Source organism: Streptomyces sp. PCS3-D2, assembly GCF_000612545.2.
Lineage (GTDB): Bacteria > Actinomycetota > Actinomycetes > Streptomycetales > Streptomycetaceae > Streptomyces.
This window is the reverse complement of record NZ_CP097800.1, coordinates 2,884,869-2,898,560: the sequence shown is the minus strand read 5'-3', so window position 1 is coordinate 2,898,560 and position 13,692 is coordinate 2,884,869. Positions and strand designations below refer to the sequence as shown.

The following is a 13,692-nucleotide window of genomic DNA, read 5'->3' as shown; positions in this document are numbered from 1 at the left end:
ATGGAGCACGGAATGCATCCCCCGGGGAGAACCCCCGGAACACCGGCCGGGGCGGCAGCCGGCCGGGTAGACGTGAGGCGGACTTTTCGTGACCCGGATCGTGATCATCGGCGGCGGACCCGGCGGGTATGAGGCGGCGCTGGTCGGCGCCCAGCTCGGCGCGGAGGTGACCGTCGTGGACTGCGACGGTCTGGGCGGGGCGTCGGTCCTGACCGACTGCGTACCTTCCAAGACTCTGATCGCGACCGCCGAGGTGATGACCACCTTCGACTCCTCCTACGAGGAGCTGGGGATCATCGTCGCCGACGACACGCCGCACGTCGAGCAGGCGGCGCGCGTCGTGGGCGTGGACCTCGGCAAGGTGAACCGGCGCGTCAAGCGCCTCGCGCTCGCCCAGTCGCACGACATCACCGCTTCCGTCACCCGGGCCGGCGCCAAGGTCATGCGCGGCCGCGGCAAGCTGGGCGGCCCGCAGGGCATCGACGGCACCCGGGACGTCATCGTCACCGCGGCGGACGGCACCGAGACGATCCTGACGGCCGACGCCGTCCTCATCGCCACCGGCGGCACCCCGCGCGAGATCCCCGACGCCCAGCCCGACGGCGAGCGCATCCTGAACTGGACGCAGGTCTACGACCTGGACGAGCTCCCCGAGGAGCTCATCGTGGTCGGTTCGGGTGTCACCGGTGCCGAGTTCGCCGGCGCGTACCAGGCGCTCGGCTCCCGGGTCACCCTGGTGTCCTCCCGCGACCGCGTGCTGCCGGGCGAGGACCCCGACGCGGCCGCCGTCCTGGAGGACGTCTTCCGGCGCCGCGGCATGAACGTCGTCGGGCGCTCGCGCGCCGAGTCCGCCAAGCGGGTCGGCGACCGCGTCGAGGTGACCCTCTCCGACGGCCGGGTGCTCACCGGCACGCACTGCCTGATGGCGGTCGGCGCGATCCCGAACACGCAGAACATGAACCTGGAGGAGTCCGGCGTCCGCCTCAAGGACTCCGGGCACATCTGGACCGACAAGGTCTCGCGCACCTCCGCGCCGGGCGTCTACGCCGCCGGTGACGTCACGGGCGTCTTCGCGCTCGCGTCCGTCGCCGCCATGCAGGGGCGCATCGCGATGTACCACTTCCTCGGCGACGCGGTGGCCCCGCTGAACCTGAAGACGGTGTCCTCGAACGTCTTCACCGACCCCGAGATCGCCACCGTCGGCTACACCCAGGCGGACGTGGACGCGGGCAAGATCGACGCCCGCGTGGTGAAGCTTCCGCTGTTGCGCAACCCGCGCGCCAAGATGCAGGGCATCCGGGACGGCTTCGTGAAGATGTTCTGCCGCCCGGGCACCGGCATCGTGGTCGGCGGTGTGGTCGTCTCCCCGCGCGCGAGCGAGCTCATCCACCCGATCTCGATCGCCGTCGACAACAATCTGACGGTCGAGCAGATCGCAAACGCGTTCACCGTGTACCCCTCACTGTCGGGGTCGATCGCCGAGGTGGCGCGCCAGTTGCACACGCGGAAGACCGCCGGAGAGGCCTGAGCGACCTCAACCGCCCCACGCCCCAAGGGTGTTGGGGCGGCACACGGTCGCGTGGCCGTACGTTCACCCACCCCTCGGGCTGCGTATACCACTAGTCGCCCCGCCATATGGACAACTTCGGTATTCCGGCGCAAAGAGCTGAAACCAGACGGTCGTTGGGGTTACTGTCAGTTTCGTGTTCGCTGCAGAACGTCGCCAATTGATCCTCGAAATGGTGCGGGCCAACGGAGCGGTGTCGCTCCGGGAGCTCGCCCGTGTCGTCCAGACCTCCGAAGTGACCGTACGGCGGGACGTGCGGGCGCTGGAGGCCGAAGGACTCCTCGACCGCCGGCACGGCGGTGCGGTCTTGCCGGGCGGTTTCACGCGGGAGTCCGGCTTTCCGCAAAAGTCCCATCTCGCGACGGCGGAGAAGACCGCCATCGCCGATGTCGCGGCCGGCCTCGTCGAAGAGGGCGAGGCCGTCGTCGTCGGCGCGGGCACCACGACGCAGGAGCTGGCCCGCCGGCTCGCCCGCGTGCCCGGCCTGACCGTCGTCACCAACTCCCTCCTGGTCGCCCAGGCGCTGGCCCACGCCAACCGGGTCGAGGTCGTCATGACCGGCGGCACCCTGCGCGGGTCCAACTACGCCCTCGTCGGCAGCGGTGCCGAGCAGTCCCTCCAGGGGCTGCGGGTCTCCCGTGCCTTCCTGTCGGGCAGCGGTCTGACGGCGGAGCGCGGCCTGTCCACGTCCAACATGCTCAGCGCGAGCGTGGACCGGGCGCTGGTGCAGGCGGCCGCGGAGGTGGTGGTCCTGGCGGACCACACCAAGCTCGGCACGGACACCATGTTCCAGACGGTGCCGACGGACGTGATGACCCGCCTGGTCACGGACGAACCCCCGCCGCACGACGACCGCGCCGCCACCGAGCTCCAGGCCCTGGCCGACCAGGGCGTCCAGATCACGGTGGCGGGCGGCCAGGCCGCGGCCCCCGGCGGTGTGGACGGCCTGGGCGCCCGCCGCCCACGCCGCGACTCCCCCCTCCCGGTTCAGCGCCGCGGCGGCCCGACGGCCCAACTCCGCAGCGCGTCGGCTCTGACGGACCCGGGTGAACGGGAGCGCGAACGGGCCCGCGTGGCGGACATGCGGCGCCGGTAGCGGTGCTGGAGGTCGGGATGTCCCGGGCCGCGTGAAGCGGCGATGCGCGGTGGCGGGCCGGGCGCCGAACACCGGCGGCAACCGGGCGGCCGGCTCACCGGGTTCCACAGGAGCCGGACGCTTCGGCGGAACAGCACCCCCGACCGGCACAACGCCGCGCGGCCGTCACGTCACGGGAGACTCCCTCCGAGCCCCCACCGGTGCGGCCGACCTGGCGGCCTGCTCGATCTTCGCGCGGTAGGCCGCACGGGCTTCCTGGTCGATCTGCTGCTCGTGTTCGGAACGCAGCCCGGTCCGGCCGTCGAGGCTCTCGCGCAGGATGTCGGCGTGTCCGGCATGCCGGACGGACTCGCCGAGGACATGGACCATGACGGCGAACAGGTTCGTGTCGGCATGAGGCTCCGGCCACCACGGCACCCGGCCGGGGGCGTCCAGGGAAAGCTCGCCGATCGTCGCGTCCGCGTGTTCCCAGGTACGCCGGTAGAACGCGATGATCTGATCGCGGGTCTCGTCCTCGGTCGCCCACAGATCGCTGTCGTCGGCGTCCTGCCACCTGGGCAGCGGTTCCGGGGAGGTGCGGTCGAAGACCTCGCCGAAGTACCTGGCCTCGACCGTCGCCAGGTGTTTGACCAGGCCGAGGAGGTTGGTCCCGGTCGCTGTCAGAGGGCGACGGGCATCGTATTCGGACAGGCCGTCGAGCTTCCAGAGGAGTGCCGCGCGGTCCCGCCGCAGTCTCCCGTGCAGGTGGTCCTTCGCGAATTCGTCAATCATGCGGCATGAGCCTGCCATCGACCGCTTACGGCCTCAAGATCCGCTCCCCGGCCCGCGGCGGCCGGGCCCGGCCCGACGGCGGCTTCAACGACCACCTGAGGAGCTGGGAGGCGACCCCGGGCACCTGGTGACGGGTGGGCCGCCCCGCACATGACACCGGCCCCCGGGACCCGAACGGGTCCCGGGGGCCGGTGCGTTCCGCGGGGCGGGCGTCAGTCCTTGATCTCGCAGATCGTGGCGCCCGAGGTGACCGAGGCGCCGACCTCGGCGGTGAGGCCGACGATGGTGCCGGAGCGGTGCGCGTTGAGCGGCTGCTCCATCTTCATCGCTTCGAGCACGACGATCAGTTCGCCCTCGGTGACCTGCTGGCCCTCCTCGACCGCGACCTTGACGATCGTGCCCTGCATCGGGGAGGCGAGCGTGTCGCCGGAGGCGGCCGGACCGGACTTCTTGGCCGCGCGGCGCTTCGGCTTGGCGCCGCCCGCGGCGGCCGTGCGGGCCAGGGTCATGCCGAGCGAGGACGGCAGCGAGACCTCCAGGCGCTTGCCGCCGACCTCGACGACGACCGTCTCGCGGCCCGGCTCGTCCTCGGTCTCCTCGGCGGCGGGAGCCGTGAACGCCGGGATCTCGTTGACGAACTCGGTCTCGATCCAGCGCGTGTAGACGGTGAAGGGGCTGCCGTCGGTGGGGGCGAACGCCGGGTCGGCGACGACCGCACGGTGGAAGGGGATGGCCGTGGCCATGCCCTCGACCTCGAACTCGGCGAGCGCCCGGGCGGCGCGCTGCAGCGCCTGCTCGCGGGTGGCGCCGGTGACGATCAGCTTGGCCAGCAGCGAGTCCCAGGCCGGGCCGATGACGGAGCCGGACTCGACGCCCGCGTCGAGGCGGACGCCCGGGCCCGTCGGCGCGACGAACTTCGTCACCGTGCCGGGCGCCGGGAGGAAGCCGCGGCCCGGGTCCTCGCCGTTGATGCGGAACTCGAAGGAGTGGCCGCGCAGCACCGGGTCGCCGTACCCGAGCTCCTCGCCGTCGGCGATGCGGAACATCTCGCGGACCAGGTCGATGCCGGCGACCTCCTCGGTCACCGGGTGCTCGACCTGGAGGCGGGTGTTGACCTCCAGGAAGGAGATCAGGCCGTCGGCGGAGACCAGGAACTCGACGGTGCCGGCACCCACGTAGCCGGCTTCCTTCAGGATGGCCTTGGACGCGGCGTACAGCTCCGCGTTCTGAGCCTCGGTCAGGAACGGTGCGGGAGCCTCCTCCACCAGCTTCTGGTGGCGGCGCTGGAGGGAGCAGTCGCGGGTCGAGACCACGACGACGTTGCCGTGCGAGTCGGCCAGGCACTGGGTCTCGACGTGGCGCGGCTTGTCGAGGTAGCGCTCGACGAAGCACTCGCCGCGGCCGAAGGCGGCGACGGCCTCGCGGACGGCGGATTCGTAGAGCTCCGGCACCTCTTCGAGGGTGCGGGCGACCTTCAGGCCGCGGCCGCCACCGCCGAAGGCCGCCTTGATGGCGATCGGCAGGCCGTGCTCCTTGGCGAAGGCGACGACCTCGTCGGCCCCGGAGACCGGGTCCGGCGTGCCGGCGACCAGCGGCGCACCGGCGCGCTGGGCGATGTGGCGGGCGGCCACCTTGTCACCGAGGTCGCGGATCGCCTGCGGCGGCGGGCCGATCCAGGTCAGGCCGGCGTCGATCACGGCCTGGGCGAAGTCGGCGTTCTCGGACAGGAAGCCGTATCCGGGGTGGATGGCGTCCGCACCCGAGTCGGCGGCGGCCTGGAGGACCTTGGAGATGTCCAGGTAGCTGGCGGCCGGGGTGTCACCGCCCAACGCGAAAGCTTCGTCGGCCGCGCGGACGTGCAGAGCGTCCCGGTCCGGATCGGCGTAGACGGCTACGCTCGCGATCCCGGCGTCCCGGCAGGCCCGAGCAACGCGGACAGCGATTTCGCCACGGTTGGCGATGAGCACCTTGCGCACGATGGCTCCCTCCTTGAAACAAGCTGAGTTTAGGGACAGCCCACACGGCCTTTCGACCCTTCCCCGGTGGTGACCTTGCCCACACAGAGTGTGATGCGAGGCCCGCTCCGCCGGAGAACCCTTGTGGCGCCCCAGGTCAGGGGGATCCCCGACTGCACAGTAACCCCGCCATGTAGCCAAGGTCTCTGTCTCCCCGGTCAGCGGCCCCGGGTGATTCTTTGTCGAGTCCCTACGAACGGCCCACACTTTCTTTGCTGCCGAGCGAGGAGTTGTCCCCTTGTTTACTGATTGGTAGCTCCGACGTCCCGCGGGGCGAACCGGGACAACACCGTACCCACAGCGAGGCGGCCGACCGCGGTCTCGCCGGGCCGCCGCGCGGCGGGCGTGTACTCCGGACGGGCGACCTCGGTCGATCCCTTGCCCACCGGGCTACCCGTTAGTAGCCTCCAGGCGTCGAACGGGCGTATGGCGCTTGGGGGGTGGGTGCACGTGGTGCGACGACTCGTGGCCGGACTGGCCGCGATCGTGCTGGTCGCGGAAGCCGCCGTGCTGGTGCTCGTCCACATCGTGCTGGGCCGGACCACGGCCAACCAGTCGATGTCCATCGCCGGCAGCGACCCTGACGTGATGTCCAAGGCCACCTACGCCATGGGGGCGGGCATGGGCGCCTTCCTCCTGCTGTGCGCCGTCCTCGCCGCCCTCGCCGCGCTGCGCGACCGCCCGCCGGGCCGCTTCGCCCGCGTCGTGCTCGTCGCAGCCGCCGTCACCCACGGGATGCTCGGCGTACTCGCCGTCGGCCTGGTCGGCTGGGCGGCCTTCGCGACGCTGATGCTGATCCTGTGTCTGCTCGTACTGGTCCTGACGCTCTACCCCGCCTCCCGGCGGGGTGACGGCGGTGGACCCGTCGAGGACGTCCCACCGCCGCCGCCGGTCGGGGAGCTCAGGCCCACAAGTCCGTGATGGACACGTCCAGTTCGCCCAGCAGGGAGCGCAGCAGCGGCATGGACAGCCCGATCACGTTGCCGTGATCCCCGTCGATGCCGTCGACGAACGGCGCCGACAGCCCGTCCAAGGTGAAGGCGCCGGCCACGTGGAGCGGCTCGCCGCTGGCCACGTACGCCGCCACCTCCGCGTCCGTCGGCTCGCCGAAGCGGACCGTCGTCGACGCCGTGGCCGAGACCTGCCGCCCGGTCGCCGTGTCGATGACGCAGTGCCCCGTGCGCAGCACGCCCGCCCTGCCGCGCATCGCCTTCCAGCGCGCGGTCGCCTCCTCGGCGTCCGCAGGCTTGCCCAACGCCTCGCCGTCCAGCTCCAGCACCGAGTCGCAGCCGATCACCAGGGCGCCCGAGGCCTCCTCCAGGGCCGCCACGACGGCCGCCTTGGCCTCGGCCAGCGCCAGCGCGAGCTCGGCCGGCTCGTCGTGGTCCAGGGTGTCCTCGTCGAAGCCACTGACGATCACGTGCGGGGCGAGACCGGCCTGCCGCAGCAGGTTCAGCCGGGCGGGGGAGGCGGAGGCGAGGACGAGCTTGCGCCCGCTCGCGGGCCGGGGTGTGGCAGTCATGCACGCCATCGTAGGTGCGCCCGGGGGCGGCTCAGAAGTGGCGCACACCGAGGACGTAGACCACCACGAGCATCGCGACGGCGAGCACCACGGTGAGCCGCCGGATCATCGCCTGCGCGTCGCGCATCTCCTCGGGCGGCTCGTTCTTCGGGTCGGACCAGAGCATGTTCCGATCCTGGCCCCGGGAGGGGGTGCGGCGCCTGAGTACGGGTACTCAAGCGCCGCAGCGTGTTCACGCCGTGCCGGCCCCGGCTATCCGGGCCAGTACGTCCGCCCCCAGGCCCGGGGCCCCGGCTGCGGCAGCCGCCGCCGTGCCACCCGGGCCGGCGTCGACCACTCGTCCGCGACCTCCGGGGCGCCCGGGGGCGGCGACGAGGCCAGCAGCGCCGCGCGCGCCCGGACCACCGCCAGTGCGGCGGCCAGCTCCTCCGGGGTCGGATTGCCCTTGACGACCTTGATCACCACGGTGACCTCCTGGAGGGACTAGAGGGGGATGTTGCCGTGCTTCTTCGGCGGCAGGGACTCCCGCTTGGTGCGCAGCTGCCGCAGCCCCTTCACCACGTGCGCACGGGTCTCCGACGGCATGGTCACCGCGTCGATGTAGCCGCGCTCGGCCGCCGTGTACGGGTTGAGCAGGGTGTCCTCGTACTCGGCGATGAGCCGGGTCCGGGTCTCCTCCACCTCCTCGGGAGCGGTCTCGGCGAGGGTGCGGCGGTGCAGGATGTTCACCGCGCCCTGCGCGCCCATGACGGCGATCTGAGCCGTCGGCCAGGCCAGGTTCAGGTCCGCGCCGAGGTGCTTGGAGCCCATGACGTCGTAGGCGCCGCCGAAGGCCTTGCGGGTGATGACGGTGATCAGGGGGACGGTGGCCTCCGCGTACGCGTAGATCAGCTTGGCGCCGCGCCGGATGATTCCGTTGTACTCCTGGTCGGTGCCCGGGAGGAAGCCCGGCACGTCCACGAACGTCAGCACCGGGATGTTGAAGGCGTCGCACGTCCGTACGAAGCGGGCCGCCTTCTCGGAGGCGTCGATGTCCAGGCAGCCCGCGAACTGCATCGGCTGGTTGGCGACCACGCCCACCGGGTGGCCCTCGACCCGGCCGAAGCCGGTCAGGATGTTCGGCGCGAAGAGCGACTGGGTCTCCAGGAACTCCGCGTCGTCGAGCACGTGCTCGATCACGGTGTGCATGTCGTACGGCTGGTTCGCGCTGTCCGGGATCAGCACGTCGAGTTCGCGGTCGCCGTCGGAGACCTCGGTGTCGGCCTCCTCCGGGAAGGCGGGCGGCTCGGAGAGGTTGTTCGACGGGAGGTAGGACAGGAGCGACTTCACGTACTCGATGGCGTCCTTCTCGTCGCCCGCCATGTGGTGCGCGACGCCGGACGTGCTGTTGTGCGTGCGCGCACCGCCGAGCTCCTCGAAGCCGACGTCCTCGCCGGTGACCGTCTTGATGACGTCCGGGCCGGTGATGAACATGTGCGAGGTCTGGTCCACCATCACCGTGAAGTCGGTGATCGCGGGCGAGTACACGGCTCCGCCTGCGCAGGGACCGACGACCAGGCTGATCTGCGGGATCACACCCGAGGCGTGGACGTTGCGGCGGAAGATCTCGCCGTACATGCCGAGCGCGCTGACGCCCTCCTGGATGCGGGCGCCGCCGGAGTCGTTGATGCCGACGAGCGGGCAGCCGGTCTTCAGCGCGAAGTCCATGACCTTCATGATCTTCTGGCCGAAGGTCTCGCCGAGGGCTCCGCCGAAGACGGTGAAGTCCTGCGAGAAGACGGCCACGGGGCGGCCGTCGACCGTGCCGTAGCCGGTGACGACGCCGTCGCCGTAGGGCCGGGTCTTCTCCAGCCCGAAGTTGGTGGAGCGGTGCCGGGCGAACTCGTCCAGCTCGACGAAGGATCCTTCGTCCAGCAGCAGGGCCACCCGCTCACGCGCCGTCAGCTTGCCCTTGGCGTGCTGCTTCTCCACGGCACGGGCGGAACCGGCGTGGGTGGCTTCGTCGATGCGGCGCTGCAGATCCGCGATCTTGCCCGCGGTGGTGTGCATGTCGATCGGCTCTGACGGATGTGACATCGGGGTCGCGGCTCCCTGCGTGGTGTCAACTGCCTGGTCAATTGATTGACTACTGCTGGCTACTGGTGCGTAGCGTATCGGCGGGCATGGCGCTCGGCAGTGCGGCGTTTGACACACCTACATTGGGTTGCATGACGCCATCAGATGCATCAGCCGGAGCCTCCGCAGGTCGTTGGTCGAGCCTGGACCGGCCGCCGCTCAACGCCGCCGCGCTGCGGCGGGCCCTCGTCACCGGGGACGGGCTGTGGACCTCCGTGGAGGTGGTCGCCTCCACCGGGTCCACCAATACCGACCTTGCCACGCGGGCGGCCGAGCTGCCCGAGGGGGCCGTGCTCGTCGCGGAGGAGCAGAGCGCCGGACGCGGCAGGCTCGACCGGAGCTGGGTCGCCCCGGCCCGGTCCGGGCTGTTCTTCTCCGTGCTGTTCAAGCCGGGCGACGCGGTGCCGCAGGAGCAGTGGGGGTGGCTGACCCTCCTGGCCGGCGTGGCCACCGCGACCGGGCTCTCCCGGGCCGCCGGCGTGGACACCGCCCTCAAGTGGCCCAACGACCTGCTGGTCGCCGTGGAGGGGGAGGAGCGCAAGGCCGGCGGCATCCTCGCCGAGCGGGTCGAGGACGGTGTGGTCGTCGGGATCGGGCTCAACGTCACCCTCACCGAGGACGAGCTCCCGGTGCCGGCCGCCGGATCGCTGCTGCTGGCCAAGGCCACCGTGACCGACCGCGAGCCGCTGCTGAAGGCCGTGCTGCGGTCCCTGGAGGAGTGGTACGGGAACTGGCGTGCCGCCGGGGGCGACCCGGCGGCCAGCGGCCTGCAGGAGACCTACGCGGCGGGTTGCGCCACCCTCGGCCGGCACGTGCGCGCCGAGCTCCCGGGCGGGCGCACCCTCACCGGAACGGCCGAAGCCGTCGATTCCGATGGCCGCCTGGTGATCCGTACGGCCGAGGGGACCCACGAGGCGGTGGGGGCGGGCGACGTGGTCCACCTGCGGTCCGTGCACTGACGGGGGCGGGGCCGGGCGTGCGGCGGAATGCATCGAATGAGGCGTTTCGGGTGCGCGCGGCCCCCGCGTCGCCTCGGGGAGCCCCGGGCCGGACCCGGATCGGAGCAGGGGAGGGGGAGTGAGCTACGGCACACCTGCCGTATGGTTTAGGCGATCCCGCTGCTCGTGGTGATCAACCGGTTCGGCAGGGCAGTGCGCACGGAATGGACAGGAGGCGGCCCTTGACCGTCGACGACTCTGCCTCCGGCGCGTCCGCCCCCGGGCCCACCGGTCCGGGCACCCCGATCGGGCGCGACCAGCACACTCCCCACCACGAGGTGGACCACACCGTGCAGCCGACGGCGGATCCCCTCGCGATCCGCCTGGAGCAGCTGATCCTCGGCGCGGAGCGCCGTTACACGCCCTTCCAGGCCGCCCGCAGCGCCGGGGTGTCGATGGAGCTCGCCTCCCGCTTCTGGCGGGCCATGGGCTTCGCCGACATCGGCCAGGCGAGGGCGCTGACGGAGGCGGACGTGCTGGCCCTGCGCCGACTCGCCGGCCTGGTGGAGGCAGGGCTGCTGTCCGAGCCGATGGCGGTGCAGGTGGCGCGGTCCACCGGGCAGACCACGGCGCGGCTGGCGGAGTGGCAGATCGACTCGTTCCTGGAGGGGCTCACGGAGCCGCCGGAGCCGGGCATGACCCGTACGGAGGTCACATACCCCCTGGTCGAGCTGCTTCTGCCGGAGCTGGAGGAGTTCCTCGTCTACGTCTGGCGGCGCCAGCTGGCGGCGGCCACCGGGCGCGTGGTGCAGGTGGCGGACGACGAGGAGATGGTGGACCGGCGGCTGGCGGTGGGCTTCGCCGACCTGGTGGGCTTCACCCGTCTGACGCGCCGGCTGGAGGAGGAGGAGCTCGGTGAGCTGGTCGAGTCCTTCGAGACGACCGCGGCGGACCTGGTGGCCGCGTATGGCGGCCGGCTGATCAAGACCCTCGGCGACGAGGTGCTGTACTGCGCCGACGACGCGGCGACCGCCGCGGAGATCGCGCTGCGGCTCATCGAGACGATGGAGGCGGATCCGCAGATGCCCGAGCTGCGGGTCGGGATCGCCTTCGGGACGGTGACGACCCGGATGGGCGATGTCTTCGGCACCACGGTGAACCTGGCGAGCCGTTTGACGTCGATAGCCCCCAAGGACGCCGTGCTGGTGGACGGGGCGATGGCCGAGGAGCTCTCCCGGACCGGCGCCGCGCCGGTGTCGGAGAAGGAGGCGGAGGCGGAGCCCGACGAGGGTGCGGCCTACCGGTTCGCCCTCCAGCCGATGTGGCAGCGGCCGGTCCGCGGTCTGGGCGTCGTGGAACCCTGGTCGCTGACGCGCCGCAAGCGCCGCTGACGTGTGGGAAGCGCCGGGACGGGCGGCAGGCGCCGCCGGCGTGCGGCAGCCGGACGGCCGGGTCCGGCGGCGGCACCGCGACGGGCCACTGGCCGTCCCCGCCGGTGGGGGCACCCCCTAGTATCCCGGGGTAACGTTCGTTAACCGGGAGGGTCCTATGGCGTCCGAGTTCGAGTCGGAGTTCGTGGCGGTTCGCCGTCACGAGGGCGGGGTTGCGGAGCTGGTCCTGGACCGCCCCAAGGCCATGAACGCGGTCTCGACCGGCATGGCCCGGGCCATCGGCGCGGCCTGCGCCGCGCTGGCCGCGGACCGTTCCGTGCGGGTGGTCGTGCTCTCCTCCGCCGCGGAGCGGGCCTTCTGCGTGGGGGCCGACCTCAAGGAGCGCAACTCCTTCTCCGACGCCGAGCTGACGCGGCAGCGGCCGACCACGCGCGGGGCCTACGGCGGCGTGATGGAGCTGCCGATGCCCACGATCGCGGCCGTTCACGGGTTCGCGCTGGGCGGCGGCTTCGAGCTGGCCCTGGCCTGCGACGTGATCGTCGCCGACGAGACCGCGGTGGTCGGTCTGCCCGAGGTCTCCGTCGGTGTGATCCCGGGCGGCGGCGGTACGCAGCTGCTGCCGCGCCGGGTGGGTGCCGCGCGGGCCGCCGAGCTGATCTTCACCGCGCGCCGGGTGGAGGCCGCCGAGGCGCTCTCCCTGGGGCTGCTGGACTCCGTGGTGCCGGCCGGCCGGGACACGGCCGAGGCGCTGGCCCTGGCGTCGCGGATGGCCGCGAACTCGCCGGTGGGTCTGCGGGCCGCCAAGCGCGCGCTGCGGCTGGGGCACGGGATGGACCTGGCGGCCGGTCTGGAGATCGAGGACGCCGCCTGGCGGACGGTCGCCCTCTCCGGCGACCGCGTGGAGGGCGTGGCGGCCTTCAACGAGAAGCGCAAGCCGAACTGGCCGGGGGAGTAGGCATCGGACCGGGGCCCGGACGGGCCTCCGGTCGTCCTGCCGGTGAGCGTGCCGGCAGGGAAACTCGCGCCAATTATCTCAAAATCCGACAAAACTCCCTAACCTGGGGTGATGGGAGCTGACGGGCGGCTGCGAGCCGTGGTGGGCCTCGCCCAGGCGATGGCCGCGGCGGGCACGCCGCGCGACAGTGTGCGTGCGGCCGCGCGGGGCGCGCGCCTGGCGATGGACGGCTCGTTCGCCGCGATCTCCGCGTGGGAGCGGGAGCGCGGGTGTCTGCGCGTCCTCGTCAACGAGGGCGAGCGGCGGGCGGGGGAGGAGGAGTTCCCCGAGGACGAGTCCTATCCGGTGCACGACTTCCCCGAGATCACCGAGTTCCTGCACGAGCGCTGGGTGGGCGGCGGCGGTCCGCACGCCTGGGTCGAGAGCGCCGTCGGCGACCGGCCGGGGCGGCGCGGCGAGGCCCTGCGCCGTCGGGGCCGGGGGACGTGCGTGGTCGCGCCCGTGGTGCTCAGCGGGCGTGCCTGGGGCGAGCTGTACGTCGCCCGGGACGAGGGGCTGCCCGACTTCGACGAGGACGACGCGGAGTTCGCCACCGTGCTCGCCGCCGTGGTCGCGGCCGGCCTCGCGCAGAACGAGCGCCTGGAGGAGGCGCGGCGGCTCGCCTTCACCGACCCGCTGACCGGGCTCGCCAACCGTCGGGCGGTCGACATGCGCCTCGACGAGGCCCTGGAGGAGCACCGCCGGACCGGTGTCGTCGTCAGCCTCGTCGTCTGCGACCTGAACGGGCTGAAGAAGGTCAACGACACCCTCGGGCACGCCATGGGTGACCGGCTGCTGGAGCGGTTCGGATCGGTGCTGAGCCTGTGCGGGGCCATGCTCCCGGGCGCGCTGGTCGCCCGCTTGGGCGGCGACGAGTTCTGCCTGGTCGGGGTCGGCCCGCCGGCCGACGACGTGGTCCGGGTCAGCGAGGAGCTGTGTACCCGCGCCGCCGGGTTGGAGCTGGGTGAGGGCGTGGCCTGCGGGGTGGCCTCCACCGGGGACCCGATCGGGCCGGTGAAGTCCTCCCGGAGGCTGTTTCGCCTCGCGGACGCCGCCCAGTACAAGGCGAAGGCGGCGCGGTCGGCGGGGCCGGTGGTGGCGGGCCGGGACACCGCGGTGGTCCGGCTGGCGGACGCCGCCGCCCAGGAGGCCCCGGGGGAGCGGCGGCGCTTCCGTGGCCGGCGGTGACCGCGGACGGCCGGCGGCGGGCGGCGGGCGGCGGCCGCGGAGCCGGGCGTCCGGCCGTCCTCGCGGACCCGGGGCCCGGCGCGTCCGTGCGTAAG

Annotated in this window: 14 protein-coding genes; 8 read left to right on the top strand and 6 right to left on the bottom strand. The window is 72.5% G+C overall.

Annotated features, from left to right (window positions below):
• Positions 1-88 precede the first annotated feature (88 nt).
• Both AW27_RS12155 and AW27_RS12150 read left to right on the top strand, forming a co-directional pair.
• Positions 89-1,528, top strand: a complete 1,440-nt coding sequence (locus tag AW27_RS12155) for an NAD(P)H-quinone dehydrogenase (protein WP_037919216.1) — start codon at positions 89-91, stop codon at positions 1,526-1,528.
• Positions 1,529-1,703: 175 nt separating this feature from the next.
• Complete coding sequence (locus AW27_RS12150; protein ID WP_078556134.1) at positions 1,704-2,663, top strand: DeoR/GlpR family DNA-binding transcription regulator; 960 nt, start codon at positions 1,704-1,706, stop codon at positions 2,661-2,663.
• A 165-nt stretch (positions 2,664-2,828) separates the two neighbouring features.
• On the opposite strand, the gene AW27_RS12145 is transcribed toward AW27_RS12150, so the two are convergent.
• Positions 2,829-3,434, bottom strand: coding sequence for a DinB family protein (locus tag AW27_RS12145; RefSeq protein WP_037919218.1), 606 nt, complete (start codon positions 3,432-3,434; stop codon positions 2,829-2,831).
• 5 nt (positions 3,435-3,439) lie between these two features.
• Between AW27_RS12145 and AW27_RS12140 the strand changes: the two genes are divergently transcribed.
• Positions 3,440-3,565, top strand: coding sequence for a hypothetical protein (locus tag AW27_RS12140; RefSeq protein ID WP_269084501.1), 126 nt, complete (start codon positions 3,440-3,442; stop codon positions 3,563-3,565).
• An 81-nt stretch (positions 3,566-3,646) separates the two neighbouring features.
• Here AW27_RS12140 and AW27_RS12135 read toward each other — a convergent pair whose 3' ends face one another.
• Positions 3,647-5,410, bottom strand: coding sequence for an acetyl/propionyl/methylcrotonyl-CoA carboxylase subunit alpha (locus AW27_RS12135; RefSeq protein ID WP_037919219.1), 1,764 nt, complete (start codon positions 5,408-5,410; stop codon positions 3,647-3,649).
• A 489-nt stretch (positions 5,411-5,899) separates the two neighbouring features.
• On the opposite strand from AW27_RS12135, the gene AW27_RS12130 reads away from it, so the two are divergent.
• The gene (locus AW27_RS12130) at positions 5,900-6,370 is read left to right on the top strand and encodes a hypothetical protein (protein WP_236647554.1); all 471 of its coding nucleotides are present in this window, start codon (positions 5,900-5,902) and stop codon (positions 6,368-6,370) included.
• Here AW27_RS12130 and AW27_RS12125 read toward each other — a convergent pair.
• The 4 genes from AW27_RS12125 to AW27_RS12110 form a co-directional block, all read right to left on the bottom strand.
• The gene (locus AW27_RS12125; RefSeq protein WP_037919220.1) at positions 6,351-6,971 is read right to left on the bottom strand and encodes a Maf family protein; all 621 of its coding nucleotides are present in this window, start codon (positions 6,969-6,971) and stop codon (positions 6,351-6,353) included. The genes AW27_RS12130 and AW27_RS12125 overlap by 20 nt on opposite strands.
• Positions 6,972-7,002: 31 nt before the next feature.
• Positions 7,003-7,137 carry a morphogenic membrane protein MmpB gene (gene mmpB / locus AW27_RS12120; protein ID WP_269084502.1) on the bottom strand — a complete coding sequence of 45 codons (135 nt, stop codon included), beginning with the start codon at positions 7,135-7,137 and terminating at the stop codon, positions 7,003-7,005.
• A gap of 86 nt (positions 7,138-7,223) precedes the next feature.
• A complete protein-coding gene (locus AW27_RS12115; protein ID WP_037919222.1) occupies positions 7,224-7,436 on the bottom strand; it encodes an acyl-CoA carboxylase epsilon subunit in 213 nt (70 codons plus the stop codon).
• Positions 7,437-7,454: 18 nt separating this feature from the next.
• Positions 7,455-9,047: an acyl-CoA carboxylase subunit beta gene (locus AW27_RS12110; protein WP_037919224.1), complete on the bottom strand. Its 1,593-nt coding sequence runs from the start codon at positions 9,045-9,047 to the stop codon at positions 7,455-7,457.
• A gap of 131 nt (positions 9,048-9,178) precedes the next feature.
• Here AW27_RS12110 and AW27_RS12105 point away from each other — a divergent pair, with 131 nt between their 5' ends.
• The 4 genes from AW27_RS12105 to AW27_RS12090 all read left to right on the top strand — a co-directional run bounded on the left by AW27_RS12105 (position 9,179) and on the right by AW27_RS12090 (position 13,597).
• Positions 9,179-10,045 carry a biotin--[acetyl-CoA-carboxylase] ligase gene (locus tag AW27_RS12105; RefSeq protein WP_037919225.1) on the top strand — a complete coding sequence of 289 codons (867 nt, stop codon included), beginning with the start codon at positions 9,179-9,181 and terminating at the stop codon, positions 10,043-10,045.
• Between the two features lie 221 nt (positions 10,046-10,266).
• Positions 10,267-11,415 carry an adenylate/guanylate cyclase domain-containing protein gene (locus tag AW27_RS12100; protein ID WP_030851135.1) on the top strand — a complete coding sequence of 383 codons (1,149 nt, stop codon included), beginning with the start codon at positions 10,267-10,269 and terminating at the stop codon, positions 11,413-11,415.
• 157 nt (positions 11,416-11,572) lie between these two features.
• Positions 11,573-12,370, top strand: coding sequence for an enoyl-CoA hydratase/isomerase family protein (locus AW27_RS12095; RefSeq protein WP_037919226.1), 798 nt, complete (start codon positions 11,573-11,575; stop codon positions 12,368-12,370).
• Between the two features lie 111 nt (positions 12,371-12,481).
• A complete protein-coding gene (locus tag AW27_RS12090; protein ID WP_037919228.1) occupies positions 12,482-13,597 on the top strand; it encodes a GGDEF domain-containing protein in 1,116 nt (371 codons plus the stop codon).
• Positions 13,598-13,692: the final 95 nt, after the last annotated feature.